This is a genomic window from Roseovarius sp. MBR-154 (assembly GCF_053628595.1).
Genome location: NZ_JBRJGR010000001.1, coordinates 545,172 through 571,694, shown reverse-complemented (window position 1 = coordinate 571,694; position 26,523 = coordinate 545,172). Strand labels below are relative to the sequence as shown.

At 61.1% G+C, this 26,523-nt stretch carries 27 protein-coding genes and 1 pseudogene; 17 read left to right on the top strand and 11 right to left on the bottom strand.

All coding sequences use genetic code 11. From position 1 onward, the window contains the following. Positions 1 to 26: 26 nt before the first annotated feature. A complete protein-coding gene (locus ACSSV4_RS02690) occupies positions 27 to 830 on the bottom strand; it encodes a lytic transglycosylase domain-containing protein (protein ID WP_454273228.1) in 804 nt (267 codons plus the stop codon). 353 nt (positions 831 to 1,183) lie between these two features. On the opposite strand from ACSSV4_RS02690, the gene ACSSV4_RS02685 reads away from it, so the two are divergent. The 12 genes from ACSSV4_RS02685 to ACSSV4_RS02630 all read left to right on the top strand — a co-directional run bounded on the left by ACSSV4_RS02685 (position 1,184) and on the right by ACSSV4_RS02630 (position 13,033). Further along, positions 1,184 to 1,411, top strand: a complete 228-nt coding sequence (locus ACSSV4_RS02685) for a Flp family type IVb pilin (protein WP_454273227.1) — start codon at positions 1,184 to 1,186, stop codon at positions 1,409 to 1,411. Positions 1,412 to 1,589: 178 nt separating this feature from the next. Then, entirely contained in the window at positions 1,590 to 2,459 is an 870-nt protein-coding gene (gene cpaB / locus ACSSV4_RS02680; protein WP_454273225.1) for a Flp pilus assembly protein CpaB, read from the top strand. 198 nt (positions 2,460 to 2,657) lie between these two features. Beyond that, entirely contained in the window at positions 2,658 to 4,091 is a 1,434-nt protein-coding gene (locus tag ACSSV4_RS02675) for a type II and III secretion system protein family protein (RefSeq protein WP_454273224.1), read from the top strand. 14 nt (positions 4,092 to 4,105) lie between these two features. Then, positions 4,106 to 4,759 (top strand): OmpA family protein, encoded by a 654-nt coding sequence (locus ACSSV4_RS02670; protein WP_454273222.1) that lies wholly within the window; start codon positions 4,106 to 4,108, stop codon positions 4,757 to 4,759. A gap of 265 nt (positions 4,760 to 5,024) precedes the next feature. After that, the gene (locus ACSSV4_RS02665) at positions 5,025 to 6,251 is read left to right on the top strand and encodes an AAA family ATPase (protein WP_454273221.1); all 1,227 of its coding nucleotides are present in this window, start codon (positions 5,025 to 5,027) and stop codon (positions 6,249 to 6,251) included. A gap of 13 nt (positions 6,252 to 6,264) precedes the next feature. Next, positions 6,265 to 7,704 carry a CpaF family protein gene (locus ACSSV4_RS02660; RefSeq protein WP_454273219.1) on the top strand — a complete coding sequence of 480 codons (1,440 nt, stop codon included), beginning with the start codon at positions 6,265 to 6,267 and terminating at the stop codon, positions 7,702 to 7,704. Positions 7,705 to 7,709: 5 nt separating this feature from the next. Further along, positions 7,710 to 8,678 carry a type II secretion system F family protein gene (locus ACSSV4_RS02655; RefSeq protein ID WP_454273218.1) on the top strand — a complete coding sequence of 323 codons (969 nt, stop codon included), beginning with the start codon at positions 7,710 to 7,712 and terminating at the stop codon, positions 8,676 to 8,678. Between the two features lie 9 nt (positions 8,679 to 8,687). Then, a complete protein-coding gene (locus ACSSV4_RS02650) occupies positions 8,688 to 9,671 on the top strand; it encodes a type II secretion system F family protein (protein ID WP_454273217.1) in 984 nt (327 codons plus the stop codon). A 12-nt stretch (positions 9,672 to 9,683) separates the two neighbouring features. After that, the gene (locus ACSSV4_RS02645) at positions 9,684 to 10,235 is read left to right on the top strand and encodes a tetratricopeptide repeat protein (RefSeq protein ID WP_454273215.1); all 552 of its coding nucleotides are present in this window, start codon (positions 9,684 to 9,686) and stop codon (positions 10,233 to 10,235) included. 29 nt (positions 10,236 to 10,264) lie between these two features. Further along, complete coding sequence (locus tag ACSSV4_RS02640; RefSeq protein ID WP_454273214.1) at positions 10,265 to 11,119, top strand: tetratricopeptide repeat protein; 855 nt, start codon at positions 10,265 to 10,267, stop codon at positions 11,117 to 11,119. 5 nt (positions 11,120 to 11,124) lie between these two features. Then, positions 11,125 to 11,625, top strand: coding sequence for a prepilin peptidase (locus ACSSV4_RS02635; RefSeq protein ID WP_454273213.1), 501 nt, complete (start codon positions 11,125 to 11,127; stop codon positions 11,623 to 11,625). Positions 11,626 to 11,722: 97 nt separating this feature from the next. After that, positions 11,723 to 13,033, top strand: a complete 1,311-nt coding sequence (locus tag ACSSV4_RS02630) for an ATPase (RefSeq protein WP_454273211.1) — start codon at positions 11,723 to 11,725, stop codon at positions 13,031 to 13,033. A gap of 42 nt (positions 13,034 to 13,075) precedes the next feature. Here ACSSV4_RS02630 and ACSSV4_RS02625 read toward each other — a convergent pair whose 3' ends face one another. Beyond that, the gene (locus ACSSV4_RS02625) at positions 13,076 to 13,303 is read right to left on the bottom strand and encodes a DUF1150 family protein (RefSeq protein ID WP_454273210.1); all 228 of its coding nucleotides are present in this window, start codon (positions 13,301 to 13,303) and stop codon (positions 13,076 to 13,078) included. 6 nt (positions 13,304 to 13,309) lie between these two features. After that, positions 13,310 to 13,723, bottom strand: coding sequence for an Hsp20 family protein (locus tag ACSSV4_RS02620; RefSeq protein WP_454273209.1), 414 nt, complete (start codon positions 13,721 to 13,723; stop codon positions 13,310 to 13,312). A 163-nt stretch (positions 13,724 to 13,886) separates the two neighbouring features. On the opposite strand from ACSSV4_RS02620, the gene ACSSV4_RS02615 reads away from it, so the two are divergent. Genes ACSSV4_RS02615 through ACSSV4_RS02605 form a run of 3 tightly spaced genes read left to right on the top strand, consistent with a single transcriptional unit; the run spans position 13,887 to position 15,715 of the window. Then, positions 13,887 to 14,111 carry a YdcH family protein gene (locus ACSSV4_RS02615; RefSeq protein WP_080456032.1) on the top strand — a complete coding sequence of 75 codons (225 nt, stop codon included), beginning with the start codon at positions 13,887 to 13,889 and terminating at the stop codon, positions 14,109 to 14,111. A 46-nt stretch (positions 14,112 to 14,157) separates the two neighbouring features. Next, positions 14,158 to 14,646, top strand: coding sequence for a 5-(carboxyamino)imidazole ribonucleotide mutase (gene purE / locus ACSSV4_RS02610; RefSeq protein WP_454273208.1), 489 nt, complete (start codon positions 14,158 to 14,160; stop codon positions 14,644 to 14,646). After that, on the top strand, positions 14,639 to 15,715 hold the full coding sequence (locus ACSSV4_RS02605; RefSeq protein WP_454273207.1) for a 5-(carboxyamino)imidazole ribonucleotide synthase: 1,077 nt from the start codon (positions 14,639 to 14,641) through the stop codon (positions 15,713 to 15,715). Before purE ends, ACSSV4_RS02605 begins: the two co-directional genes overlap by 8 nt. 167 nt (positions 15,716 to 15,882) lie before the next feature. Here ACSSV4_RS02605 and ACSSV4_RS02600 read toward each other — a convergent pair whose 3' ends face one another. Further along, on the bottom strand, positions 15,883 to 17,595 hold the full coding sequence (locus ACSSV4_RS02600) for a bifunctional sulfate adenylyltransferase/adenylylsulfate kinase (protein ID WP_454273206.1): 1,713 nt from the start codon (positions 17,593 to 17,595) through the stop codon (positions 15,883 to 15,885). Positions 17,596 to 17,886: 291 nt separating this feature from the next. Here ACSSV4_RS02600 and ACSSV4_RS02595 point away from each other — a divergent pair. Then, positions 17,887 to 18,924: pseudogene (locus tag ACSSV4_RS02595) on the top strand (cytochrome-c peroxidase); the annotation flags it as partial. A gap of 85 nt (positions 18,925 to 19,009) precedes the next feature. On the opposite strand, the gene ACSSV4_RS02590 reads toward ACSSV4_RS02595, so the two are convergent. Then, the gene (locus ACSSV4_RS02590; RefSeq protein ID WP_454273205.1) at positions 19,010 to 19,726 is read right to left on the bottom strand and encodes a LytTR family DNA-binding domain-containing protein; all 717 of its coding nucleotides are present in this window, start codon (positions 19,724 to 19,726) and stop codon (positions 19,010 to 19,012) included. A 275-nt stretch (positions 19,727 to 20,001) separates the two neighbouring features. Here ACSSV4_RS02590 and ACSSV4_RS02585 point away from each other — a divergent pair, with 275 nt between their 5' ends. Next, complete coding sequence (locus ACSSV4_RS02585) at positions 20,002 to 20,379, top strand: PaaI family thioesterase (RefSeq protein ID WP_454273204.1); 378 nt, start codon at positions 20,002 to 20,004, stop codon at positions 20,377 to 20,379. A 26-nt stretch (positions 20,380 to 20,405) separates the two neighbouring features. On the opposite strand, the gene ACSSV4_RS02580 is transcribed toward ACSSV4_RS02585, so the two are convergent. The 6 genes from ACSSV4_RS02580 to ACSSV4_RS02555 all read right to left on the bottom strand — a co-directional run bounded on the left by ACSSV4_RS02580 (position 20,406) and on the right by ACSSV4_RS02555 (position 26,480). Continuing rightward, entirely contained in the window at positions 20,406 to 21,302 is an 897-nt protein-coding gene (locus tag ACSSV4_RS02580; protein ID WP_454273203.1) for a DMT family transporter, read from the bottom strand. Next, entirely contained in the window at positions 21,302 to 22,024 is a 723-nt protein-coding gene (locus ACSSV4_RS02575; protein WP_454273202.1) for an SDR family oxidoreductase, read from the bottom strand. Before ACSSV4_RS02575 ends, ACSSV4_RS02580 begins: the two co-directional genes overlap by 1 nt. Next, the gene (locus tag ACSSV4_RS02570) at positions 22,021 to 22,911 is read right to left on the bottom strand and encodes an NAD(P)-dependent oxidoreductase (protein ID WP_454273201.1); all 891 of its coding nucleotides are present in this window, start codon (positions 22,909 to 22,911) and stop codon (positions 22,021 to 22,023) included. Before ACSSV4_RS02570 ends, ACSSV4_RS02575 begins: the two co-directional genes overlap by 4 nt. 54 nt (positions 22,912 to 22,965) lie before the next feature. Beyond that, positions 22,966 to 24,561, bottom strand: coding sequence for a TRAP transporter large permease (locus tag ACSSV4_RS02565; protein ID WP_454273200.1), 1,596 nt, complete (start codon positions 24,559 to 24,561; stop codon positions 22,966 to 22,968). Next, positions 24,561 to 25,370 carry a TRAP transporter small permease subunit gene (locus tag ACSSV4_RS02560; RefSeq protein ID WP_454273199.1) on the bottom strand — a complete coding sequence of 270 codons (810 nt, stop codon included), beginning with the start codon at positions 25,368 to 25,370 and terminating at the stop codon, positions 24,561 to 24,563. The genes ACSSV4_RS02565 and ACSSV4_RS02560 overlap by 1 nt, the downstream gene beginning before the upstream one ends. Positions 25,371 to 25,466: 96 nt before the next feature. After that, positions 25,467 to 26,480 carry a TRAP transporter substrate-binding protein gene (locus ACSSV4_RS02555; protein ID WP_454273198.1) on the bottom strand — a complete coding sequence of 338 codons (1,014 nt, stop codon included), beginning with the start codon at positions 26,478 to 26,480 and terminating at the stop codon, positions 25,467 to 25,469. Positions 26,481 to 26,523 lie beyond the last annotated feature (43 nt).

Here is a 26,523-nt window from a genome sequence, read left to right as displayed (position 1 = left end):
GGCCCGGCCCTCGTGGGCCGGGTCGCCTAATTCGACGCGAGGGTCAGGGCGCAGGCGTCGGTGATCAGATCCGGCCGCGTCTTGCACAACCCGCGCGCCACCTCGTAGGCCGCAAGCACCTTGGGGATGTAATCGCGCGTCTCGGCGAAGGGCGGCACGCCCGCATGGGATTTCACCGCGTTCTCCCCCGCGTTGTAGCCTGCAAGTGCCAATAGCACGTCACCCCCGAATTCCCCGATCAGCCAGTCGAGATAGGCGACACCGCCCCTGATGTTGTCTCCGGCCTCGAACACATCCGCCACGCCGAACCGTGCGGCGGTGTCGGGCATGAGCTGCATGAGACCCTGCGCGCCCGCGCTGCTCACGGCGTCAGGCGTCCCCGACGATTCGACCGCGATCACCGCAAGCACCAAGGCAGGCGAGACCCGGGTGCCGATGGTCGCGCGCAGGATATGCGCGCCGTTGTCGCGGGCCACCCGCTGGATGGCGTCGAGCCGTGGGGCAGCAATGACCTTTCCATCGGGCGCCCGCGCGAGTTGTTGCGTGGCGGCGGCGAGGCGGGTTGCCGGATCGGTTTCAATCTGCCACGGCACGACCTCCCAGAACCAGCCGTGCCGGGAACCTTGCGGGGCGACAGGGTCACGCGGGGCGGGGCGAGCGATGGCGGTATTTTCCTCGGGCGCGATCTGCACGAGCGGTTTGCGCCGCTCGCCGGGCTTTGGGGCCGTCTCGCGCTTGAAGGTAAATTCCGGAAATGGCGGTGCGCCCTCTGCCTGCGCCACCGCGCCCATCAGGCAGATCACAAGCGCCATGTGACTCGGGCGTTTCATTTCGGGCTGCTCCGCCTCTGATGGATTGGCGCAGGTATCGCAATAATCCCCGCGCAGGGCCAGTATTGTTGGTTTTCAGCACGATTGATACGGCGAATTTATGCCACATTGTACAATTTTAAGATGTATAATGCATCGGAGCTTTATTTTTTATCGTTTTTACTCAATGACTTGCTGATTTTCTTTCGAAAAACTTAATCTTCACGAAAAAGGCTTTAATGCCGCCAAAATCCCGCCTGATTCTCTTGGCTATATGTCCTCACACCACGACGGCAGCGGGCCATTAAAACTCGACGGGTCCTAAACCGAAGTGGATGTGACAACTGAGCAACTGATCCTTTGGAGAGACCAAAATGAACACCTTTATCAAGAACTTCCTGAACGACGAAGACGGCGCTGTCACGGTTGACTGGGTCGTGCTGACCGCAGCCATCGTGGGCCTGGGCATCGCAGCGATCACTGCTGTCAACGGTGCCGTCGTGGGCCTTGGCCAAGACATTGAAGCCAACCTCACCGCAGGCGGTGCCGACAACGCACTGATCGGCGCCGGCATTCCTGCGGCTGACGCTGGCGGATCGTAAGCCGAGCCAACGTCATCAGATCGCAAGCTATCTGGCCACCGATACACGTGTATCGGTGGCCAGTTTCTTTGACATCGGTCACACAAGCTGCGTCAAACTTCCCTGATTTCGACACATTGGTAGCATATCAGCAGCTAGGAATGATCGCGGGATCAGTCTTTAGCGAAAGGAACGCCCCATGCGCCTGATATTCGGACTAGTTCTAGTTCTTGGCATCGGCCTGGCCGGGTTCGCCGCCTACATGGCGAAGAACTATATCGACGGCTATCAGCGCCAGTTGGCGCATGCCCGGCAGCAGAGCGCGCCGAAGATCGAGACCGTCGATGTCTATGTCGCAACGCGCGATCTGAAATATGGCGAAACGCTGGGCGAGGATACGGTGCGCCTGACCGCCTTCCCAAAGCAATCGCTGCCCGAAGGCATCTTCGCCACCGCAGACGCACTGTTTCCGGAAGGTACAGCCACCAAGCGCGAGGTTCTGCGCAGCATGAGCGCGAACGAGGTCGTTCTGGCCAACAAGGTGACCCGCCCGGGCGAGGATGCGGGCATCACCTCGCGTCTCGATTCCGGCATGCGCGCCTTTGCCATCAAGGTTGACGCGACAAGCGGCGTCTCGGGCTTTCTGCGTCCCGGTGATCTGGTCGATGTCTACTGGACCGGGTCCACCGGGCGGGGCAACCTGCGCACCGAGGGCGATTCGACCGGCGAATTCACCAAGATGATCGAGAGCCGGTTGAAGCTGATCGCCGTGGACCAGAGCGCCGATGAGGAGCGCTTTGAGGCGCAGGTCGCGCGCACCGTCACCGTCGCGGCCACGCCGCAACAGGTCGCGGGTCTGGCACAGGCGCAGGCCTCGGGGCGGCTCACGCTGTCGCTGGTCGGCGCGCTGGACGAAACACTGGCGCAGGTCGTCGAGGTCGATCAACGCCGCCTCCTCGGACTGGAGGAAGCGGCCGTCGAGGCCCCGGAGCCGGAAAAGCAGGAATGCGCCATCCGCACCCGGCGCGGCTCGGAAGTGGTGATTACGCCGATCCCCTGCACGAACTGATTGCAAGCAGGGCGGTTACTGGGGGGGGCGGCCCGATTGGCCGCCCCCTGCCCGTGCCGAGGCAAGGGCATCACATTCTGTCTAAAAAAACGCATATTTGCATTGATTCTTGCAAAATAATCAAAACTGCCCCAAGGTGACGACAATTACGGGCACCAAGACCCGAATAAATGAGGCGTGATCGGAAAGGCAGGTCACATGAAAATCAAGAGCATCGTCGCGGCGGCCCTCGCAGGGTTCGCCATGGCAGTGATACCGGTTGTGCCCCCCACAGCGCAGGCCCAAACCGTCCGGGTGTTGCGCGAAGGCGCATCCGGTAATCTCAGCGTCTCGATGAACCGTGCGATTGTCGTGGAAAGCGAGGTGCCGTTCGCCGAGCTCAGCATCGCAAACCCCGCAATCGCCGATTTCTCTACCCTGTCGGACCGGACCATTTATGTCCTGGGCAAGACACCGGGACGCACCACGCTGAGCCTGTTCGACGGAACCGGACAGCTGATCACCAATCTCGACGTGCACGTCAACACCGATATTTCCGAGTTCAAGGAACGGCTGCGCCAGATTCTGCCGGGTGAGCCCATCGAAGTGCGCACCGCGAATGACGGCATCGTTCTGTCAGGCACGGTTTCGAGTTCGGCGCGGTTGCAACGCGCGCTCGATCTTGCCGAACGCTATGCGCCAGAACGTGTGTCGAACCTGATGTCGGTCTCCGGCAAGCAGCAGGTCATGCTCAAGGTGCGCTTTGCCGAGATGCAGCGCAGTGTCTCCAAGGCGCTGTCCACCTCGCTCGCGGTTGACGGCATTGGTGCCACCAGCGGCACAGGGGGCGGCTTTGTTGGCAGCAATCTGAGCACCGGACAGATCGGCGGCGGCGCGGGTGACTTGATTGTGCCCGGAACAGTCGCCGGCAACACTGCCCAAGGCACCGCGTTCTTCGGCTTCGACATCGGCTCGGTCGAGGTCGGCATCCTGCTCGAGGCGTTGGAAACCAAGGGCGTTGTCCGCACACTGGCGGAGCCGAATCTGACCGCCCTGTCGGGGCAGGAAGCAACCTTTCTGGCCGGCGGCGAGTTCCCGATTCCCGTCGCGCAAGAGAACGACACCACCACGATCGAGTTCAAACCCTTCGGTGTTGAGCTGAATTTCATCCCGAGGGTCGTGGATGACGGGATCATCAATCTCGAGATCGACGCAGCAGTTTCTTCTATCGACAGCTCGGTTGCCGTTTCGGCAGGTGGGATCAACATACCGGCCTTCCGTCGGCGGGACACCTCCACCACCGTGTCGATGCGTGACGGCGAAAGCTTTGCGATTGCCGGGCTCTTGCAGGACGATTTCCGGGACAACAACGCGCAAGTACCATGGCTGGGTGACATTCCGGTCCTAGGAGCCCTGTTCCGCAGCGCCGATTACGAACGGGCACAAACCGAACTGGTGATCATCATCTCGGCCCATCTCGTCTCACCAACGCGCGGCGAGGCGCTTGCCCTGCCCACCGATCGTGTACGGCTGCCCACCGATGGCGACCTGTTCCTGAACGGCCGGGTCGCAAGGGGGATCGAGCGTGGCGGTGCCGCAGGCGAGGTCGCCAAGCAGGACTTCACCGGCTCTTACGGCTATGTGATGGATTGAGAGAGGGCTGGGCCATGAAACAGTATCTTGCGATGAGCGGTCTGATCGTTCTGGCTGCCTGTGCGCCACCGGATGGCGAAGTGGTCCAGTCCTATTTCAGCGAGGCTGGTTCACTCGTCGACAATGGCAGCTTTGGCGAATCGGTGATGAACAACCATCTCGTCATGACAGGAGAGCGCGGCTATGTGCTTGATCTGTCAAACAGATTTTCACAGGAAGTCCCCAGCATGGTGACCTTCCCCTTCGACTCCTCCGCACTTGACGCGCAGGCTCGGGAGACGTTGCGGGAACAGGCACGCTGGATCCGCCAGTTTCCCGAAGTGCGTTTTCGCGTCTACGGCCATACCGACGCCGTCGGCCCGAATGCCTACAACAAGTCGCTTGGCCAGCGTCGCGCCAACGCTGTTGTCGGATACCTCATGAGCCAGGGAATCAGCCGATCACGGCTCGAGGCCGTCGCCTCGTTTGGCGAGACGCAGCCGCTTGTCGTCACCCAGGGACGCGAACGCCGTAACCGGCGCACGGTGACAGAGGTGACCGGCTTTGTCAGTTCCCATCCGCATGTCATGGACGGCAAGTATGCCCAAGTGGTCTACCGTGAATATGTCGCAAGTGCGGTGCCTGAGACTGACGTCACGGAGACCGGCGAGGTCACCAGCAACGAGTGACATCGTGCTGCCCAGGCAAACTCCTCCTCCATCGTGACCGGAACCCCAGACCCGCCCCTGGGGGCGGGTTCTTTCGTACCCGTTTCATCGCACAATTACGATGTTTTAGCCCAAATGTCGCCAATATTTCCGGCCATGGTCTGCCTGTATCGAGTGATCTCCGACCTGCAGCAAGCGAGAACATGATCCATGTAAATGGCATGTCCTCACTGAAAGGCTTGTGCACGCGTAATGATAATACAGGATAGAGCGAGTAACCACGAGCATGATGAAGCAGACTGATCCGGCGCCGATAGTCGCCTGCACCATCAGCAGGGATGTGCAGAATTTCGATCTTCTGATCGAGGATATGGAGGCCGCGCTCGGCGAAGCCTGGGGCGATTTGGGATTCAGCGAAGCCTTGGCCTTTATCGGGCAGCCCGAGGCCGATTCGCTTGAGTTTGTAGCCATTGCGATCGACGAAACCGACGAGGCCGATCTCGCCATGCTCGGCGAAATCATCGCATTGGCAAAGCAGGCCGATATCAAGACCATACTTATCGCAGAGGATGTAAGCCCCGCCGCTCTGCATCAGCTTTTGCGAAAGGGGGCCGATGAATTCGTGCCCTATCCGCTGCCGGAAGGCGAATTGCAGGCCGCGATCGACCGTCTCAAGCGGCCTGCTCCCACGAGTGCCGCCACCGCGACCTCTGCGCCGCTGGCGCAACCCACCGATGGTGACGGGGTGATCCTTGCGGTTCAGGGCCTCGCCGGCGGAACCGGTGCCACGACACTGGCGGTCAACCTCGCCTGGGAACTGGCGAATGTCGAGAAGGCCAAGCCACCCCAGGTCTGTCTGCTGGATTTCAGCCTGCAATTCGGGTCGGTATCGACCTTTCTGGATTTGCCGCGTCGTGATGTGGTTTTCGAGATGTGGTCGGACACCGATATTCTGGACGAGGACGTTTTCCGGCAGGCACTGGTGACCTTCGAGGACAAGATGCGCGTCCTCACCGCCCCGACGGATATTCCGCCGCTGGACATGATTACCTCTGAGGATGTGACCCGAGTGCTCGATCTGGCGCGTCGGCATTTCGACTATGTGATCGTGGATATGCCGACCACCCTGGTCCAATGGACTGAAGCGGTATTGAACATGTGCCAGATCTGTTTCACGACGCTCGAACTCGACATGCGGTCGGCGCAGAACGCGCTGCGCGTCAAACGCGCGCTGCAGTCCGAAGGCCTGCCCGTCGAAAAGCTGCGTTATTGCCTGAATCGTGCACCGAAATTCACTGATCTCAATGGCAAGAGCCGGGTCAAGCGCATGGCAGAAAGCCTCGAAATCGGCATCGAGTTGCAATTGCCGGATGGCGGACGTGCTGTTTCGCAAAGTTGCGACCACGGGTTGCCGCTTGCCTCGAGCGCGGCCAAGAATCCGCTGCGTCGGGAAATCGCGAAACTTGCCCAATCGCTCCATGCCTTGGGCAAGGATGACGCCGAGGCGGCGTAGGAAAGGATACCACATGTTTTCGCGCTACAAGAAAACCCAGTCGGCCAACAGCGCGGCCAAGCCGGTCGTCGATACCACGCCCAAGACAGCATCGTTCGAGGCGGTGGCCGCGCAGTCCTTTCGCAAGCCCGCGCAGAAGGCCGCTGCCGTTCCGGAAGCTGTGGACAAGGACCGCAAGCGCAAGGAACGTATGGGAGAAATCAAGATCGAGTTGCATCGCGCTCTGCTTGATCACCTGAATCTCGCAGCGCTCGACACCGCAACCGAAACGGATCTGCGGGCCGAGATCAGCTCAATTGCCGGAGAGATCCTCGAGGAAAAGGGAATCGTGCTGAATCGCGAGGATCGCGGCATCCTCACCCAGGAACTCTATGATGAGGTCAAGGGTCTGGGACCGTTGGAAACCCTGCTCAAGGATGACACGATCAACGACATACTGGTCAACGGGCCACATCAGATTTTCGTCGAGCGCGCGGGCAAGCTTGAACTCAGCGACGTCACGTTCAAGGACGAGCGCCACCTGCTGCGCATCATCGACAAGATCGTGAGCGCCGTGGGTCGGCGCGTCGATGAATCGAACCCCTATGTCGATGCGCGTCTCGCGGATGGATCGCGTTTCAACGCCATGGTACCCCCGGTCGCGGTCGATGGCAGCCTCGTCTCGATCCGGAAATTTAAGAAAGACAAGCTTGGGATCGACGATCTCGTGCGCTTCGGGGCTTTCTCCGAAGAAATGGCGGCCTATCTCCAGGCCGCTGTCGCTACGCGGCTCAACATCATCGTCTCGGGCGGGACAGGTTCCGGCAAGACGACGACGCTCAATGCGCTGTCCTCGTTCATCGACAATGCCGAGCGCATCCTCACCATCGAAGATACAGCCGAACTTCAGCTGCAACAGGTCCATGTCGGCCGAATGGAAAGCCGCCCGCCAAACGTCGAGGGCAAGGGCGAGGTGAGCCCGCGCGACTGTCTCAAGAACGCGCTCAGGATGCGCCCCGATCGCATCATCGTCGGCGAAACGCGCGGTGAGGAAGTGATCGACATGCTGCAGGCGATGAACACCGGCCATGACGGCTCAATGACGACGATTCACGCCAACAACCCGCGTGATGGTATCAGCCGAATGGAGAACATGGTCGCGATGGCCGGTATCGAAATGCCGCTCAAGGCCGTGCGCAGCCAGATCGCGAGCGCCGTCAACCTCATCGTGCAGGCCAGTCGTCTGCAGGACGGCTCGCGCCGGATGACCTCGATCACCGAGATCACGGGTATGGAAGGCGACGTCATTTCAATGCAGGAAATCTTCCGCTTTCAGCGGGTGGGCCTGACCCCGGACAACAAGATCATCGGCCATTTCACCGGCACCGGCGTACGCTCCAACTATACCGAGCGGTTCCGTCTGTGGGGATATGATTTGCCCGCAGCGATCTACGAACCCATTGCAGCGGAGTAAGGCAGATGACCCTCAGTGCAGAACCGATCATTTATGGCCTCATCTTCGTCGGCGTCCTGGTGCTGGTCGAAGGCATCTATCTCACTGTCTTCGGTCGGTCCATCAGCCTCAACAACCGGGTCAACCGGCGCCTCGAGATGCTCGACAAGACTGGCAACCGCGAGGAAGTCATGGAGAAGCTGCGCAAGGAAATGCAGCAGCATCTCAATGCGCGCAGGGTGCCGCTCTACTCGATCCTGTCCGACAAGGCGCAGAAGGCTGCGATAGCCTTTACTCCCAAACAACTGATCCTTCTTATGGTCGGCCTAAGCATCCTGGCGTTTCTCGGCCTGACGCTAGCCACCGCCACCGCCTTGCCCGTGCGTATACTTGCCTCCATCGGCATGGGCGTGGGCGGGATCTTCACCTGGATCAGCATGAAGGCAGCCAAGCGCATGGCCATGCTGGAAGAGCAACTGCCCGACGCAATCGAGTTGATGGTGCGCAGCCTACGCGTGGGTCACCCATTCTCGTCCGCTATAGGTATCGTCGCCACCGAGGTCGGTGACCCCCTTGCGACCGAGTTCGGCATCATCGCAGATGAGGCGACCTATGGGCGCGACATGGGCGAGGCGCTCAAGGACATGGCAGAGCGGCTCGACATGCAGGATTTGCGCTTTCTCGCCGTGGCCGTCACGATCCAGCAGCAATCGGGCGGCAACCTCGCCGAGATCCTTGCCGGTCTGGCCAAGGTGATCCGCGCGCGCTTTCGCCTGTTCCGCAGAGTCAAGGCCATTACCGCCGAGGCAAAATGGTCGGGCAAGTTCCTGTCAGGCTTTCCGATCCTCGCGCTCATCGGCATTCAGTTGATCAAACCGAACTACTACGACGAAGCCATGGAACACCCGTTCTTCATCCCTGCCGTGCTGGTCGTTGGCGTCTTTCTGGTGCTCAACCTGATCGTCATGCGCGCCCTCGTGAACATTAAGGTCTGAGAGGTTCCAATGGAAATGCTCGTCACAGTCAACACCTGGCTGACCGACTCGCTCGGGCCGTTCGGGCCGATGATCGCAGTCGGCGGACTCGGGCTCATTCTCATTCTTCTGATGATCCCGATGATGATCAAGGAAAGTCAGGATCCGCTCGAGAAGCTGAAAAGAGACAATTCCAGCCGCGCACCAAGCAATGAGACCAAAACGAATCTCCGTGCCGGTGCAAAAAACAAGAAGCTCGATAAATACGCCGGGTTTCTTGAACCTCAGGACGCCAAGCAACTGAGCGCCATGCGCCTGACCCTGATGCAGGCCGGATATCGGCATCGCGACGCGGTGCGGTATTTCCACTTTGCGCAATTGACGCTCGGGCTCGGGCTGCTGGTGCTGGGATTGGGTTACTTCCTGCTCTTCGTGTCAAGCGACACGACCGGCCCCACCGAGATGGTGCTTTATGTGCTCGGGCCCGGTGGCGTCGGCTACATGCTTCCAAAATACTGGGTCACGAAACGTCAGCAGCAGCGGCAGGAGGAAATCCAGGATGGCTTCCCCGACAGTCTCGACATGATGCTGGTCTGCATCGAGGCGGGTCAGTCGCTCGATCAGGCAATCATCCGCGTCTCGAAGGAAATGCGCGCCTCCTATCCTGCCCTGGCCGACGAATTCGAAATCGTGGCGCTTCAGATCAAGGCCGGACGCGACAAGGCGTCGGTTCTCAACGAGATGGGCGAGCGCTGCGGCGTGCAGGACATCTCGAGTTTCGTCACGGTTCTCGTGCAATCGCAGACCTTCGGCACCTCGGTTGGCGAGGCGTTGCGTGTCTATGCCGCAGAAATGCGTGACAAACGTGTCATGCGCGCCGAGGAAAAAGCCAACAAGCTGCCGACCAAGATGACATTGGCCACAATGATGCTTACGGTGCCCCCATTGTTGATTATTCTTGTCGGACCTTCGGTTCTTGGGATCATGGAACTGATGGCAATGTCCGCTGGCTGATAATGGGGCGAAATGGTCATACGCGGGGCGCTCTTTCTTACGGTGACGCTTGCTGTAGCAGGATGCCTCACCCCGCCGCCGGATCGCGGGCCCTATGCCCCCGGACCGGCACCCGGAGGCGAGCCGGTGGACGGGCTGATCGTTGGCCATCGCCTGATGGATGCCGGGGAATACGAGCTCGCACAAAAGGCCTATGGCCGTGCGGCCCTGGATGATGGTATGACGACCGACGTCCTCGCCGGTCTTGGCAGCGCCAATCTAGCGCTCGGTCGTCTCGGCACGGCCGAACGCCTGTTGCGGCGCGCAATCGAGAGCGACGACGCCACGCCGGAGATCTGGAACAATCTCGGCGTCGTTCTGGTCGAGAAAGGCGCTTATGCCGAGGCAGAACAGGTTCTGCGCCGCGCCTATGCGCTTGATAGTGGTGAAAGCGACGCGATCCGCGACAATTTGCGTTTGGCCCTCGCAAAATCTGAAAATCCATCGTATGGTGATGGTACAGAGCAAGGTTACAAAGTGGTACGGCGGGGCAGCAGCGAATATCTGGTCCGAAAGATACCATAAAGAGGCCGAGGCAGTAAAAGGACGCAAGCATGCGCCACCCTTTCCTTTTTACCCTGTGCGTGACAGGTATTTTCGCGCTTTCCGCGTGTGGGCAATCGTCTGGCGATGAGGTCGATCGCGCCCTGCAAGACATAAATGTCGTGGACGAAACCAATCTCAACGACGTGATGCTCAGCGCCGCCGACCCCGATGAGGCGGCGTCCTATTTCCAGCGTGCTGCCAGTCAGAAGCCCGATCGCATCGACCTGCTGCGCGGTGTCGCGGTGTCAATGGTGCGCGCCAAACGCAATACCGAAGCGGTTTCGGCCTGGACGCGGGTTACGGATCACAAGGACGCCAGTGACGACGATCGGGTTAACCTCGCCGATGCCCTGATCCGCAACAACGAGTGGAAACGCGCCGCAGCAGTCCTCGACAGCGTGCCACCAACGCATGAGACCTTCAAGCGGTACCGGCTCGAAGCGATGATCGCTGACAGCGAGGAAGACTGGAGCAAGTCCGACAGTTTCTACGAGACCGCCGTGGGCCTGACGACGCAACCCGCGAATGTGATGAACAACTGGGGCTATTCCAAGCTCACGCGTGGCGATTTCGAAGGCGCGGAGCGGCTCTTTTCAGAGGCCGTGCGACAGGACCCATCGCTCTTCACGGCCAAGAATAATCTCGTGCTGGCGCGCGGGGCACAACGCAACTATGCGCTTCCTGTGCTGCCCGTAACCCAGGTCGAGCGCGCGCAGCTTCTTTACACGCTTGGTTTGTCGGCCGTGAAACAGGGCGATACCGAGATCGCCAAAGGGCTGATGCGCGACGCGGTCGAGACGCATCCGCAGCATTTCGAAGACGCCACACGTAGCCTGCGGGCGCTTGAAACCAATTCCGGCTAGGGCCCATGACGCTCGAGATCACCGCCCGTGCCGCGCTCTGGTTTCTGCCCTTTGCCGTGCCGATCTGCGCATGGGTCGCGCTGAGCGACCTGCGGCGCATGAAGATCCCAAACATGGCGGTTCTGGCGCTTCTGGCGGTGTTCGTGGTGGTGGGCGTTCTGGCCCTGCCCTTCTGGGATTACGCCTGGCGCTTTGCGCATCTAGCGATCCTTCTCGTTTTGGGCATTCTGGCCAACATGATCGGCCTGATGGGAGCTGGCGACGCGAAGTTCATCGCGGTGGCCGCTCCATTCGTCGCACTTGGTGACGCGGCAATGGTCTGCCTGTTGTTCGCGGCGGTTTTGATCATCTCCTTTGCCAGCCATCGGATCGCCATGCACAGTCCGCTGCGGCGTATGGCACCGGACTGGACAAGCTGGCAGATGACCAAAAAGTTTCCCATGGGACTGGCGCTTGGGCCCACGCTCGCGCTCTATCTCGGGCTCGGGGCTATGCACGGCAGCTGAATGCGCCCCCGATCCGCCCGATGCCGACCTTAATTTCTGCACGATTGCCGGGCAGGGTTGGAAGCGAGTCCACCAGCATGCAGGACAGGCAGAACCAATGAACATGCAAGCCCCGACCGGTGTCCAGCCGCCGCCGCCGCCTACGCGCATCGAGGACATGCGGCTTCCCATCGTGATGATGCGCGATATCCTGCTCAAGACCATGTTCCGCAAGAACCTCGACATGGTCACCGACCTGGCCGAGGCGATTTGTCTGCCGCGTGCGGTCACACAGGAATTGGTCGACATGGCCCGTACGCAGCGTCTGGTCGAGGCGACGGGCACGCTCAATGCCAATTCCGGCGGCGAAATGGGGTATCAGTTGACCGATGCCGGCAAGGCGCGCGCACTGGATGCGCTCAGCCAGTCGGAGTATTTCGGCGCGATGCCCGTGCCGCTCGACGTCTACCGCGAGCAGGTCGCGCGGCAATCGATCCGCAACATCCAGATCACGCGGGAGCAGTTGACCAATGCCATGGGCCATCTGATCCTGCCCGACAACCTGCTCGACCATCTCGGGCCTGCCGTGAGTGCAGGGCGCTCGGTGCTGATGTATGGCCCGCCGGGTAACGGCAAGTCCTCGATTTCTAACGGAATTCGCGACGCCATGGGCGACCGGATCTATGTCCCCCGCGCCATCGAGTATTCCGGACAAGTCATCACCGTCTATGATCCGATCATACATTCATCGGCCGAGGTGGAGGTGGACGATCCCAATTCGCTGCGCCGCAAGCGCACCTTCGACACGCGCTATGTGCGTTGCGAGCGGCCCACGGTGATCACCGGCGGCGAACTCAGCCTTTCGATGCTCGATCTGGTTTACAACCCCACGGCGCGCACTTATCAGGCCCCGCTTCAGCTCAAATCCACGGGCGGCATCTTCATCGTTGACGACCTTGGCCGTCAGGCGGAACCGCCGCAGTCGCTGGTCAACCGCTGGATTGTGCCGCTGGAGGAATCCAAGGACATTCTTGCCCTGCAATCGGGTGAAAAGTTCGAGGTTCCCTTCGACACGCTGGTGATCTTCTCGACCAACTTCCACCCCAACAAGATTTTCGACAAGGCCGCTTTGCGCCGGATCTTCTACAAGATCAAGATCGACGGGCCGTGCCAAGCGGATTTTCTGAAGATCTTTGCCATGGTCGCCCGCAAGAAGGGGATGCCCTTGGACGAGGGCGCACTGATTCATCTGATCAAGGAGAAATATCCGACAATCGACAATGTCTACGCCAATTATCAGCCGGTCTTTCTGATCGACCAGATGATCGCGATTTGCGAATTCGAGGGTATTCCCTACCAGATGACACCCGACCTCATAGACCGGGCGTGGGACAACATGTTCGTGCGCGAGGAAGACATCCTGCACTGAACCCGGCGTGCGGCGCATCACCGCGTCACACGCCGATCACTATCAATGGACAGTAACGGGCTCCATGTTGTTCTGACGGGCCAGCAGAAAAGCCAGCTTGCGGTCGCGAACCACTGCCAGCCGCTCACCCTCGGTGCTGTGCACCGCATAGAGCGTGGTCAGATCGCCGACCTGCTCGCGCATCTCCTTGGGCAGTTCCTCAACCTTGACGGGACGCACATAGACGATGGCCCGGTCTTCGTTATCCCCGAAATCATATCTGGTATCCATGATGGCTTACCCCTTGTTGATCCTGATTTTCTGCACCACCGGTTCAGGTTGGGCGCGGGTGAGGTCCACGTGCAAAAGCCCGTTTTCCATGATAGCTTCGCCCACCTCTACCCCGTCTGCTAGCACGAAAGAGCGCTGGAACTGGCGCGCTGCGATACCGCGATGCAGGTAGATGCGGTCGTCGGCCTCCTCGCCCTGACGGCCCCGGATGACCAGTTGCCGATCCTCGACAGTGATTGCGAGATCGTCCTCGGAAAACCCGGCCACAGCCAGTGTGATCCGATAGGAATTCTGCGAGGTCTGTTCGATGTTGAAGGGCGGATAGCCCTCGTTGCCCGACTTGGCGCTGCGTTCCAGCATCCGTTCGAGCTGTTCGAATCCCAGCATGTAGGGATGCGACCCCAGAGTAAGCTTTGTCATCGACACGTCCTTGACTTTAAGCGACCGTCCATTGCGCAAGGCCCCGTTACGGCAGCCTGCCGCAGAAATATGGGCATTGCATATTACATGCACAAGGGCTTTGCGAATGAGCTTGATGCCTCTATCTTGTGGGACCACGCCCCTTTTGGAGGAATCGCTTGCCATGAACGCCTATAGCGACCTTTCGATGAAATCAGAGGATGTGCTGCGCGTGGAACTTGAAGAGTTTCGCCGCGAGCATGGCGATCTCGATGCGGCCATTCGAGCGTTGCAGGAGAAAGGGACCGCCGATCAGCTGACCCTGCAACGGCTCAAGAAGAAAAAACTCTGGCTGCGCGACATGATCGCCCGGATCGAGGACCGGCTTTATCCCGACATCATTGCGTAACCCCCCTTGATGGGTATAGTGCGCGCTTCAAAACGTGAGGCGTGACATGACAGGCGTGAAAATCGGCATCATCATGGGCAGTCAGTCGGACTGGCCGACCATGCGCGAAGCGGCGACGGTTCTCGACGAATTGGGTGTCGGATACGAGACGCGCATTGTCTCGGCGCATCGCACGCCGGACCGGCTGTGGGACTACGGAAAGACCGCCGTTGAGCGCGGGTTGCAGGTGATCATCGCCGGTGCGGGCGGGGCGGCGCATCTGCCGGGCATGATGGCGTCGAAAACCCGCGTGCCGGTGATCGGCGTGCCGGTACAGACCCGCGCGCTTTCGGGTGTCGACAGCCTCTATTCCATCGTGCAGATGCCAAAGGGCTTTCCCGTGGCGACCATGGCGATCGGGGCGGCCGGGGCCGCCAATGCCGGGCTCATGGCCGCCGCAATCCTCGCGAATTCCGATGCCGCCCTCGCGCAGCGCCTCGACGACTGGCGCGCCACCCTCTCTGCATCTATTCCTGACGAGCCTAGCGATGACTGATCCTCTCTCTCCCGGCGCGACCATCGGTATTCTGGGCGGCGGCCAGTTGGGCCGCATGCTCTCGGTCGCTGCCGCGCGCCTCGGCTTCAAGACCTGCATTTTCGAGCCGGGCGGCGATTGCCCTGCCAGCCATGTGGCGAATTTTCATTTCCAGGCGGAATATACAGACGAGGACATGCTGCGACGGTTCGCCGAAAGCGTCGATGTCATCACTTACGAGTTTGAGAACATCCCGGCGTCCGCGCTCGACGTGATCGAGCGGAGCAAGCCCGTCCATCCGAACCGCCGCGCCCTCAAGGTCAGCCAGGACCGTCTGACGGAAAAGGCGTTCCTCTCGGATCTGGGGCTGGCAACCGCCCCCTTTGCCGCCGTCGATGACGCCGAGGATCTGGCCGAAGCGATGGCCGAGATCGGTCTGTCCGCGATCCTCAAGACTCGCCGCTTTGGCTATGACGGCAAGGGGCAGGTGCGGATCATGGCCCGGGAGCAAGCCGCGCAAGCACTTGCGGACATGAACGGGCTCGACGCGATCTACGAGGGGTTCGTCGAGTTCAGTCACGAGGTGTCGGTCATCGCCGCGCGCAACGCCGCCGGTGACGTGGCCTGTTACGATCCGGGCGAGAACGTGCATGAAGGCGGCATATTACGCACCACCACCGTGCCCGCACGCCTGACGGCAGCACAGCGCACCGATGCAGTTCTGCTGGCGGCCAAGATCCTGAACGCGCTCAGATATGTTGGTGTCATGGGGGTGGAACTGTTTGTGACGCCCAAGGGTCTGATCGTCAACGAGATCGCGCCGCGCGTCCACAACTCCGGGCATTGGACCCAAGCGGGATGCAGCATTGACCAGTTTGAGCAACATATCCGCGCGGTCGCAGGATGGCCTCTCGGTGACGGTTCGCGCTACGCCGATGTGGTGATGGAGAACCTGATCGGGGATGACATGGACCGCCTGCCGCAAATCAGGCAGGAGGCCGGGGCTGCGATTCATCTTTACGGCAAGGCCGAGGTCAAGCCGGGCCGCAAGATGGGACACGTGAACCGTGTGTCCCCCCGGGTACGCTGAGCGTTTGGTCTCATGGTGGCCAAGGACCGACGCGCCTCGACATGAGAGAGTCGGGCAAAGCATCGCGGAATGAAGTCAGCGAGATCGCGGACATGTTCGCACCGCAAACGAAACGGACCGCCCCGTCAAGGGCGGCCCGCCCCCGTGAACGACGCCGCATCATGTGATCATCCCACGATGAGGCCCATGGACTCGAGTTTCAGAATGACCTGATGTGCGCAGTTGTCGACATCGACATTCTCGGTCTCGACGCGCAGTTCCGGGGTTTCAGGCACGTCATAGGGGTCGGAAATGCCGGTGAATTCCTTGATCTTGCCTTCGCGGGCCAGCCTGTAGAGCCCCTTGCGGTCGCGGCGCTCACATTCCTCGAGCGTGGTGGCCACGTGAACCTCGATGAAGGCACCGAACTGTTCGATCTCCTCGCGCACTGCGCGGCGTGTGGTGGCATAGGGGGCGATCGGCGCACAAATGGCGATGCCGCCATTCTTGGTGATCTCGCTCGCCACATAGCCGATGCGGCGGATGTTGAGATCGCGATGCTCCTTGGAAAAGCCCAGCTCGGAGCTGAGATTCTTGCGCACGATATCGCCATCGAGCAGCGTCACGGGACGCCCGCCCATCTCCATCAGCTTGACCATCAGCGCGTTGGCGATGGTCGACTTGCCCGAGCCCGAGAAGCCGGTGAAGAAGACGGTGAAGCCCTGCTCGCTGCGTGGCGGACGGGTGCGGCGCAGCTCGTTCACCACCTCGGGGAAGGAGAACCAGTCGGGGATCTCAAGCCCTTCCTGCAGGCGGCGGCGCAATTCGGTCCCCGAGATGTTGAGGATGGTGACGTTGTCCTTGTCCTCGATCTCGTCGATCGCCTCGTATTGGGCGCGCTCCTGCACATAGACCATGTGTTTGAAATCGACCATCTCGATGCCGATTTCCGCCTGATGCTCGCGGAAGAGATCCTGCGCCTCATACGGCCCGTAGAAATCCTCGCCCGCCGAGTTCTTGCCGGGGCCCGCATGGTCGCGCCCGACGATGAAATGGGTACAGCCGTGGTTCTTGCGGATCAGGCCATGCCAGACCGCCTCGCGCGGGCCCGCCATGCGCATCGCCAGATTGAGCAGGCTCATCGTGGTGGTCGAGCCCGGGTATTTGTCCAGCACCGCCTCGTAACAGCGCACGCGGGTAAAGTGATCGACATCGCCCGGCTTGGTCATGCCGACAACGGGATGGATCAGCAGGTTGGCCTGCGCCTCCTTGGCGGCGCGGAAGGTCAGTTCCTGATGCGCGCGGTGCAGCGGGTTGCGCGTCTGGAACGCCACCACGCGGCGCCAGCCGAGCTTGCGAAAGAGCGCGCGCAATTCGTTTGGGGTGTCGCGACGGCCGCGGAAATCGTAATGCACCGGTTGCTGAATGCCGGTGACCGGACCGCCGAGATAGACCGGGCCTGCCGTGTTGTGCAGGTAATTCACCGCCGGATGCGCGCTGTCATCGGCCCCGAACACCTTTTGCGCCTCGTGGGATTTGTCAGGTGTCCAGCGGTCGGTCACGGTCATCGTGCCAAGGATCACGCCCTCCTGGTCGCGCAGCGCGATATCCTGACCGATCTCGATGCCTTCGGCGAATTTCCCGCTGACATCCAGCGTGATCGGCATCGGCCAGAGCGTGCCATCCGTCAGCCGCATGTTGTCGACCACGCCATCATAATCGGCCTCGCTCAGGAAGCCCTTGAGCGGGTTGAACCCGCCATTCATCAAAAGTTCCAGATCGCAGATCTGGCGCGGTGTCAGGTCCCAACTCGTGAGATCGGCCGCCTCGACCTTGAGTTTCTGGGCGCTTTCGTATGAGACGTAAAGTTCCGGAACGGGGGAAAGGTTGGGCAGTTGCATTGTGAGCCTCGGGCAATTCGCGGATTTGAATGATGTTGCAGCGCAACAGGGTTGGCCGGGGATTAGCCCCGCTTGGGACATAACTTCAAGGCATAGCCGGTTTGTTTGGTGAATTGAGACAAAAATAACGCGAGAACCCGCCGGCCTGGAACAACAACCGCCATTCCCGCAAGATCGCCACTTATCGGTTCCAGACGCGGTGTTGTCTTGAGATAGATCAAAACTGCCTTTTCTCATAAAGCTTAGAATAGTTCCAAACGCGCGAATCCACGTAATCCAAGGAGAAATTCCTTGGCACGTCCCCTCAAACTCATTCTCGGCACGGTATCCTCCCTCGCCCAGGTCGCCGCCGCATCAGACTTGCGCGAGCGCGCACAAGTGACATTCGCGCCCCTGCCCTCGACCATTCCCGCCCTCAACGACAACATCATCACCCACGAAAAGGTCGATCTCGGCAAAGCGCTGTTCTTCGATCCGCGGATGTCGGCTTCGGGCGTGTTTTCCTGCAACTCGTGCCACAACCTCGCCACCGGCGGCGACGACGACATGGAGACCTCGATCGGCCATGCCTGACAAAACGGCCCGCGCAACTCGGCCACCGTGCTCAACGCCGTGTTCAATGAGGCGCAATTCTGGGATGGCCGCGCCGCCGACCTTGCCGAACAGGCCAAGGGGCCGGTAGAGGCCGGTGTCGAGATGGCCAACACGCCTGACAACGTGCTCGCTACCCTCAATTCCATACCGCAACATGTGGAGTGGTTCGAGGCGTCCTTCCCCGAAGAGGCGGCTCCGGTCAGCTTTTACAATTTCGCCAAGGCGATCGAGGCCTATGAGGCCACATTGATCACGCCTGCGCCGTTCGATGCATGGCTCAACGGGGTCGACGGCGCGCTCTCGGACGAGCAGGTGGTCGGGCTGGAACTGTTCATGGACAAGGGCTGTTCGGCTTGCCACAACGGCGTCAACCTCGGCGGCAATTGCTATTATCCCTTCGGCCTGATCGAGAAATCTGGGGCAGATGTGCAGCCACCCGATGACCGCGGCCGCTTTGCCGTGACCGAGACGGCGGATGATTCCTACGTGTTCCGCGCCGCGCCCTTGCGCAATATCGACCAGACCGCGCCCTATTTTCACTCCGGCAAGGTCTGGGATCTCAAGGTCGCGGTGCAGATCATGGGCACCTCGCAGCTTGGCACCGAGATCAACGAGCAGGAGACCGATCAGATCGTCGCTTTCCTAGGGGCGCTCACCGGCAGGATGCCCGAAGTGGTCTACCCGGTGCTGCCCGCCGAGACGTTGCAGACACCTCGGCCCACGGGCGATGTCCGGTCGTTGAGGCCAAGTGACGGGCGGATGGGCGGCAACAAGCGCCCTTCCACCCCCGTCAGAGGCTGCCCCGGGCCAACGCTCCGGGTCAGCCGCCCTGCCCGTCCGCCCTGTCGATGAGGCCTGCCTGTTCCAGTCTGGGGCGATACTTGCGGCTGACAGGCACCCGGTCGCCATTGCGCAGCACAACAAACAGCCGCGCGCCCTCACGCTCGATCTGTTCGATTGCACTGATCGCCACCCAATGCGAGCGATGCGTGCAGATGCCCTTAACCGGCTCCATTTCGTCAATTGCGTCGCCCAATCGCAGGCGCACCGTCTCCATGCCTTGCGAAGTCGCCACTTCGACAAAGTGATCATTGGCGGACAGGCGCAGGACCTCGGCATCGGGCCAGTCAGAGAGGCGACGATGCAGCCGGGTCCGCGGTGCCTTGGACACGCGGGCGGAGACGTCATAGCTGGCCGGCAGTTCCACGCCGAATTGACGACGCAACACGAATACCGGACCGACAATGAGAAGAGTATTTAGAGAGATGCTGAACAGGCTCAGGTCCGCACGGCTGATCTGGGGATCAAGCGCGCCCCGCAGGAGCCAGATCACCGGGGCGAGAAACAGGCTTGTCAGCAGGCTCACAACCGCATCGAAAACCGCCGGGTGCGGCCTGACACAAACGGTCTTCTTGATCGCCCGCACAACGCTGCCGATCAGAATACCGATGCTCGCCACAAGAACCCAATAGGCGAGGCGCGTGGGCCACATCATCGTGTCATAGGTGCCGAAAGGCCCTGCAACCACCGCGATCACGCAAACCGAAACCCAAATAGACAGTGTCAATGGAGAAAGCAGACCGTCCCGCGTCTCTGCCATATGCCGTCTAAACTCAGACCAATACAAACCAAAACCCTTACTCTTAATCGCCAAACGTGCATTTATCAGTGAGATACATCAAATCCAAGGTAGCAAATCACATGCAGGGCACTTTACCGTGAGATGAACAGCGCGAGGGCAAAATGGGAAATTCAGCCAGGTTATCCCCCGACATAGAGGCGCGAGTCAGACAGAGCTTTGCTGCGCAGGCGATGATGGCAACGCTCGGGGCGACTCTGGAAGACCTTTCTCCCGGGCACGTGCGCATCGAGGCGCCGATCCTGCCGGGCAGTCGCCAGCAGCACGGCTACGCCCATGCCGGCCTGACATTCGCCATCGGCGACAGCGCTGCGGGCTATGCCGCGCTCAGCGTGATGCCGGAGGGGTTCGAGGTGCTGACCACCGAAATGAAGATCAATCTGCTGGCACCGGCACGGGGCGAACGGCTGATCGCGCGCGGGCGGGTGATCAAAGCAGGCCGACGGCTGGTGGTCGTGCAGGCGGATGTCCATGCGCTCGACGAGGGCCGCGAAACCCATGTCGCGCTGCTGACCGGCACGATGATGCCGCTTGCGCCAAGCCTGTCCTGATTTGCGCTGATATCTCGGGGGTTCCGTCAACGGCGCCGCTCGCGCCACCAGATATAGAGCCCAGCCCCGGCGATGATCAGCCCGCCACCCAAGGTCCAGACCGTGGGATAGACCCCGAAGACGATGATGCTCGCCACCGCAGCGAGAACGATCTGGATATAGACGATCGGGGCCAGGATCGAGGCATCGGCCATGCGATGCGCATAGGTGGCGGAAATATGCCCGACCCCGCCGAATATGCCGATCAAGAGAAACGGCGCCCAGTCAATTGCCGCCGCCGGCCATTGCCAGACCCGGACCGCGAAAGGCGCAAGACAGACCGTCGCCAGGCCCGAAGCCCATAGCTGGCTGGTGGCGTTGCTCTCGGTCCCGGCCAGCATGCGGGTCATGATGAAATAGAGCGCCGCGAGGGTCATGGCGGCAAGGTTCAACAGCATGGCCGGGTGAAACTCGGCCCCCCAGGGCTGCATCACCACCAGCACGCCGACGAACCCGGTACACACCGCCGCGAACCGGTGCAGGCCAACCCGTTCCCCCAGAATCGGGATCGCCAGGACCGTCACCGCGATCGGACCGGCGAACATGATCGTCGTGGTCACCGTGATCGGCAGGAATTGCAGGGCAGTGAAATTGCAGATCGTACTGCCGAACAGACAGGACGAGCGCAACAATTGCCGACCCGGCGCATTGGAACGCAGCGCGGTCGGGCCCTCGCGGGGCAAAAACAGGGCAAGTGCCAGCAGGAAATGCACCGCATAACGCACGAACACCACTTGGATCGCGGCAAGGCCGGCGGTCACCAGCCACTTGGCCGAGGTGTCGATGCAGGTGAAGAACAGCACGGCCAACGCCATCATCGCCACGCCGAGGCCCATGCGGTTCTCTCGTTGGGCGACGGCGTGGTTCGGCTGGCCCACAGGCATCAGGCGGCGGCCCAGCCACCGTCGATGACATGCGCCTGCCCGGTCGTGAAGCTCGAGTCGTCCGAGCCCAGATAGACCGCGAGATGCGCGATCTCCTCAGGCTGTCCGATCCGGCCCATCGGTTGACGTGCGACAAAGGCGGCGCGCGCGGCCTCGTAATCTCCGGTGGCGCTGAGCCGGTCCTGCAGGCTCGGGCTCTCGACGGTGCCCGGACAGATGCAGTTCACCCGCACGCCCTTGGTCACGTAATCGACAGCCACCGATTTGGTCAGCCCGATGATCGCCGCCTTCGAGGTGCCGTAGATGCAGCGCCCGGGCGCGCCGATGATCGAGGCGACCACCGAGGCGATGTTGACGATCGAGCCGCCACCACGCTCCAGCATGCCCGGCACGGCAGCCTGCATGGCGTGGAACTGGGATTTCACGTTCAGGGTCATGGCGAAATCGAACTCGTCATCGCTGGCCTCGAGCAGCGTCCCGGCATGCACGAACCCGGCGCAATTCACCAGAATATCGGGCGCGGCGGTGCGGATCGCGTCTTGCAGCGCCGCCTTGTCGGTCACGTCGAGCGCGAAGGTCTCGGCCTCCAGACCGCTCAGCAGGTCAGCCTTGAGGTCGGTCGCCGTGACCTGCGCACCCTCGCGGATATAGGCCTCGGCAATTGCCCGGCCGATGCCCTGACCGGCGGCGGTGATAAAGGCGCGTTTGCCCTGCAATCTCATGCTTTCTTCTCCAGGTTTCGTGTCATCCAGTCGACCATCTCGGGCACCATCAGATCGCCCTCGCCGCCATCGCGCGCGCGCCGCAAGGTGGCGTCCGCCGCCCCTGACATGGCGCTGTCGAGGCCGAGCGCGTCGGCCATCTGCCGGTAATACCCCACATCCTTGGCGGCATTGGCCACCGAGAATGCCAGATCGACCTTGCCTTCGACCGCGTAGTTGCGGATGAAATCCATCATCCCCGAATGGAGCGGCCCGGCCGCCATCACGCCGTGGAGCGCGTCCCGGTCTATCCCCGCCGCATCGGCAAGGGCAAAGGCCTCGGACATGGCGCAGGCCGTCGTCATCGCAAAGAAATTGTTGATCAGCTTGATGGTGTGCCCATTGCTCAGCTTGCCGAGGTGAAAGACATTCTCGCCAAGCGTGTCGAGGATCGGCTTGACCCGGTCATAGGCGGCCTTGTCGCCCGCGCACATGATGTTGAGCTTGCCCTCCTTGGCATGGGATGGCGTGCGCCCGAGGGGCGCGTCGAGATATATCGCCCCCTTTTCGGCGAGTGCGGCGCCGATCTTGAGAGTCGAGTCCGGTAGCGAGGTGCCGAAATCGATCACCACCTGCCCGGCGGTGGTCCCCTCCAAAACGCCATCCGCGCCGAAGATGCGCGATTCCACCTGATCCGACGTGCCGACGCAGAGCATGACGATATCCGACCGCTCCGCCAGATCGCGCGCCGATTGCGCCTCCTGCCCGCCGCGCGAGATCGCCGCCTCAACGCCGCTGCGGTCGCGATTGCCCAGCACGACGACCGGATACCCGTCCTCTTGCAGACATTCGACCATGGCCCGGCCCATCAGGCCGAGACCGATGAATCCGATGGTTTGCTTGCTCATGCGAGCCTCCTTTCGTGGACCGGCGTGACATCATGTCCGCCGGTCGATTTCAGGTTAGAGAAACAGCGTGACGATGGGTGGCCAGATCAGCAGAACCGACAATGCCAGGAGTTGCAACGCAATGAACGGGAGAAAGCCGCGGAAAATATCCGTGATCGAGATGTCCGGCGGCGCCACCGATTTGAGGTAAAATGCGGCTGGGCCGAAGGGCGGCGACAGAAAGCTCACCTGCATGTTCATGGTAAAGACCACCCCGAACCAGATCGGGATATAGCGCGCATCGACCGAGCCGAGCCAGCCGATTTCCTCGGGCGGCAGCTTGACCACGATGGGCAGAAAAACCGGCATGATCAGCAGCACGATGCCGATCCAGTCCATGAACATGCCCATCACCAGAAAAATCGCCATCATCACCAGGATGATCCCCATGGTGGGCAATTCGGCACCGATAATCATGTTGGCCACATAACTCGGGCCTCCGACCAGCGTGTAGGCGGCGGCAAGCGCAGCGGCACCGATGGTGACCCAGATGATCGTGCCGGTGGATTTCAGGGTCCGCATCAGGCTGTCCCAGACAATGGTAAAGGTCATCTCGCGACGCAACAACCCGATCACAAAAACCGCGATAGCCCCCATGCCCGCCGCCTCGGTGATGCCGGTGATGCCGCCATAGATCGATCCAAGAACGACGCCGATCACCACGATCGGCGCGACAAGGCCCTTGCCCATCTCCCAGCCCCTTGCCGTGCGCGCACGCCCGACCACGAGAAAGATCACCGCCAGCGAAATCACAAAGGCTCCCACCAGCCAAGGCAGATCCGACACCATGCCGAGCGGAATGGGATCGGTACCCTCACGCACGGCGTTGTCGCCGGTCAGCGTGAAAAACACAGCGCGCAATGTGAGAACGCCGGTAATCCAAACCAGCATCCGCGACACGAAGCCCAGAAACATCAGCCCCTTTTCACGCCCTCTAGGGTCGTCCGGATCATCGGGCGGCAGGGGTGCCAGCGACGGGTTCAGGTTGGTGCGCAGGATTATGTAGATCAGAAAAAACGAGGCCAGCATGAAGCCCGGCAGGAACGACGCGGTAAACAGCGCCTTAATCGAGGTCTCGGTCACCAGCCCGTAGAAGATCAGCACGATCGACGGCGGTATCATCGTGCCGAGGCTGCCCGAGGCGCAGATCGTACCCACGGCAAGATTGCGGTCATAACCAAGCCGCAGCATCTGCGGCAAGGCGATCAGGCCAAGCAGAACCACCTCGCCGCCGATGATGCCAGACATCGCCGCCATGATCACCGCCATGATCGAGGTGACGATGGCGATCCCGCCGCGTGTCCGGCTGAGCCATTGGTTGAGCGAGGAATACATGTCCCGCGCGATTCCGGATCGCTCCAGCAGTGCTGCCATGAAGATAAAGAGCGGCACCGAGATCAGCACATAATTCGTCATCTGCCGGTAGACCGCCTGCGCCAGTACCGAAAGCGGGCCGCGCCCGAAGGTGCCGAACAGCAGATCGAGGTCGAATTTGAGCGCCAGCGTCACCACCGCCAGAAAGGCCGAGGCAAAGCCGAGCGGCATGCCGATGGCCAAGAGGGCGAACATCCCGAAAAGCAGGATCAGGCTGAGCGTGCCGATATCTATCATCAGGCCCGGTCCTCCAGGGTGCGGCGGATGGATTCAATCTCGACCTCGTCGATCTCGTCGGCGTGCAGATCGGCAGCCTCGCGGTTCCAGTCAGCGATCAGGTTCGAGACCGCCTGCACCGCCACCAAAATGATCGCAATGAGCAGGAACGGCTTGACGGTACCCGGCAAAGGCGGATCCCAGGCGGTGCCAAAGGTTTCCATCCGCAGAAACCGGGTCTCGGCATCGTTATAGCCGCCCCAGACCAACGCAAGGGCAAATCCGACAATGAGCAGCACCGACAGCGTATCCGACGCCTTGCGCATCCAGCGCGGCATGCTGTCGTAGATCACGTAGATACGGATATGGCTGCGCTGCTGCATGGCGTATTGCCCAGCCAGCAGAAAGACGAAAGAGGCCAGCCAGAGCGAAAGCTCGTTGGCCCAGAGGGTCGGTTGCGAGAAAACGTAGCGCGAAACCACCTCGTAGAACATCACCAGCACGATCAGGGCCACGAGGATCATTGCCGCGCGGCTAAGGACCAGGCTCACGATGTCGAAGAAGCCCTTCTTCGCAGGCTCGATGTGACCCTTGAAATCCGACAGGTAGAGTGAGGCAAAAACCAGCGCGCCCAACAGGGTGGCCAGCATAAGCTTGACCATCGGGCGGCCCTCGGGCCGGATCATCTCATACATGCCGATGGTGGTGTCCGGATCCATGATCCGCGCCGCCACGAGCCAGACATAGAGCAGAAGCGCAACACCGCAAAACCCGATCATCGCCAGCTTCACGGGTCGGCGCGCGCGTCCAAGCCAGACACTCTTGCTCATGATATTCGGTCTCCCACACCCGCGCCGCATGGAACGGCCCGTTCACTGACTGGAAGAAGACGGACCGCGAAGGCCCGCCTTGCGCTATGGGTCGGTTTATTTCAGAAGACCAAGTTGGCGCAGATAGGTCTTGTGGCTCTCGAGAATGGCGCGCGCCTGCTCGTTCTTGTCGCCCCAACGTTCCCAGGATACCTGCGCCGCCTCCCGGAACACCTTCCGATCCTCATCCGACCAAGCGTGCAGGGTCACGCCCTGTTCCTCCAGCTTGGCTGCGGCCTCGGCATTGGCGCGCTCGTTGGCGAGTGCGATGTGAAAGCCCATCTTTTGCCAGGCCGTGTCGACGATCCGGCGCTGCGATTCCGTCAGCCCGTCCCAGACGTCCTTGTTGCACGCAAGGTGATCCGACGGCATCGAGTGAAAGCCGGGATAGGTCGCGTGGTCGACGATATCATAGATCCCGAGCCCGACATTGTTGGCCAGACCCGAGGCATCCGCCCCGTCGATGATGCCGGTCTCGAGCGCGGTGAAGATCTCGGTAAAGTCCATCACGATAGGCGAGGCCCCGAGTTCCTCGAAAATCTCGGTCTCCATGCCGGGGGGCGAGCGGAATTTCCAGCCCTTGAGATCCTCGGGACCAGCGATCGGCTCGGAAGACGACAGCGATTCCTGGCCATAGATGGACCAGCCTATCAACTGCATGTTGTGTTCGTTATAGAGTTTCTGCGCCGCCTCGTAGCCGCCACCATAGTAGAGCCAGGAATATTGCTGCCAGGGTGTGTCATAGCCGCCCATGAAGTCGCCGACGAACTGGAAGGCAGGGTTCTTGCCGGTCTGATAGGCGCCACCAGTGGCGTCGCAATCGAGAATCCCGTTGATTGCTGCGTCGAAGGTTTCGGTCGTGGCGACGACGGCCGAGGAATAGAACATCTCGATCGCGATCTCGCCCTCGGACATGGTCTCGACATCGTCGATGAATCGCCCGAGCGCCTGGCCGGTGGGATGCTCCGTGGCGTAATGGGTCTGCATCCGCAGGGTCACCTCCTGCCCGAGGGCACCTGTGGCCAGTAGCGCGGCGGCAGCGGTAGATGTGAGTAGTGGCTTCAAGGTCATTGGTCTTTCCTCCCTGTCACGGCTTCTGTGCCGTCTCCTCCTT

Bases quoted from the DNA above. Each gene is read 5' to 3' on its own strand.
- ACSSV4_RS02690 (WP_454273228.1), bottom strand. From the start codon at position 830: ATGAAACGCCCGAGTCACATGGCGCTTGTGATCTGCCTGATGGGCGCG.
- ACSSV4_RS02685 (WP_454273227.1), top strand. From the start codon at position 1,184: ATGAACACCTTTATCAAGAACTTCCTGAACGACGAAGACGGCGCTGTC.
- cpaB (WP_454273225.1), top strand. From the start codon at position 1,590: ATGCGCCTGATATTCGGACTAGTTCTAGTTCTTGGCATCGGCCTGGCC.
- ACSSV4_RS02675 (WP_454273224.1), top strand. From the start codon at position 2,658: ATGAAAATCAAGAGCATCGTCGCGGCGGCCCTCGCAGGGTTCGCCATG.
- ACSSV4_RS02670 (WP_454273222.1), top strand. From the start codon at position 4,106: ATGAAACAGTATCTTGCGATGAGCGGTCTGATCGTTCTGGCTGCCTGT.
- ACSSV4_RS02665 (WP_454273221.1), top strand. From the start codon at position 5,025: ATGATGAAGCAGACTGATCCGGCGCCGATAGTCGCCTGCACCATCAGC.
- ACSSV4_RS02660 (WP_454273219.1), top strand. From the start codon at position 6,265: ATGTTTTCGCGCTACAAGAAAACCCAGTCGGCCAACAGCGCGGCCAAG.
- ACSSV4_RS02655 (WP_454273218.1), top strand. From the start codon at position 7,710: ATGACCCTCAGTGCAGAACCGATCATTTATGGCCTCATCTTCGTCGGC.
- ACSSV4_RS02650 (WP_454273217.1), top strand. From the start codon at position 8,688: ATGGAAATGCTCGTCACAGTCAACACCTGGCTGACCGACTCGCTCGGG.
- ACSSV4_RS02645 (WP_454273215.1), top strand. From the start codon at position 9,684: ATGGTCATACGCGGGGCGCTCTTTCTTACGGTGACGCTTGCTGTAGCA.
- ACSSV4_RS02640 (WP_454273214.1), top strand. From the start codon at position 10,265: ATGCGCCACCCTTTCCTTTTTACCCTGTGCGTGACAGGTATTTTCGCG.
- ACSSV4_RS02635 (WP_454273213.1), top strand. From the start codon at position 11,125: ATGACGCTCGAGATCACCGCCCGTGCCGCGCTCTGGTTTCTGCCCTTT.
- ACSSV4_RS02630 (WP_454273211.1), top strand. From the start codon at position 11,723: ATGAACATGCAAGCCCCGACCGGTGTCCAGCCGCCGCCGCCGCCTACG.
- ACSSV4_RS02625 (WP_454273210.1), bottom strand. From the start codon at position 13,303: ATGGATACCAGATATGATTTCGGGGATAACGAAGACCGGGCCATCGTC.
- ACSSV4_RS02620 (WP_454273209.1), bottom strand. From the start codon at position 13,723: ATGACAAAGCTTACTCTGGGGTCGCATCCCTACATGCTGGGATTCGAA.
- ACSSV4_RS02615 (WP_080456032.1), top strand. From the start codon at position 13,887: ATGAACGCCTATAGCGACCTTTCGATGAAATCAGAGGATGTGCTGCGC.
- purE (WP_454273208.1), top strand. From the start codon at position 14,158: ATGACAGGCGTGAAAATCGGCATCATCATGGGCAGTCAGTCGGACTGG.
- ACSSV4_RS02605 (WP_454273207.1), top strand. From the start codon at position 14,639: ATGACTGATCCTCTCTCTCCCGGCGCGACCATCGGTATTCTGGGCGGC.
- ACSSV4_RS02600 (WP_454273206.1), bottom strand. From the start codon at position 17,595: ATGCAACTGCCCAACCTTTCCCCCGTTCCGGAACTTTACGTCTCATAC.
- ACSSV4_RS02585 (WP_454273204.1), top strand. From the start codon at position 20,002: ATGATGGCAACGCTCGGGGCGACTCTGGAAGACCTTTCTCCCGGGCAC.
- ACSSV4_RS02580 (WP_454273203.1), bottom strand. From the start codon at position 21,302: ATGCCTGTGGGCCAGCCGAACCACGCCGTCGCCCAACGAGAGAACCGC.
- ACSSV4_RS02575 (WP_454273202.1), bottom strand. From the start codon at position 22,024: ATGAGATTGCAGGGCAAACGCGCCTTTATCACCGCCGCCGGTCAGGGC.
- ACSSV4_RS02570 (WP_454273201.1), bottom strand. From the start codon at position 22,911: ATGAGCAAGCAAACCATCGGATTCATCGGTCTCGGCCTGATGGGCCGG.
- ACSSV4_RS02565 (WP_454273200.1), bottom strand. From the start codon at position 24,561: ATGATAGATATCGGCACGCTCAGCCTGATCCTGCTTTTCGGGATGTTC.
- ACSSV4_RS02560 (WP_454273199.1), bottom strand. From the start codon at position 25,370: ATGAGCAAGAGTGTCTGGCTTGGACGCGCGCGCCGACCCGTGAAGCTG.
- ACSSV4_RS02555 (WP_454273198.1), bottom strand. From the start codon at position 26,480: ATGACCTTGAAGCCACTACTCACATCTACCGCTGCCGCCGCGCTACTG.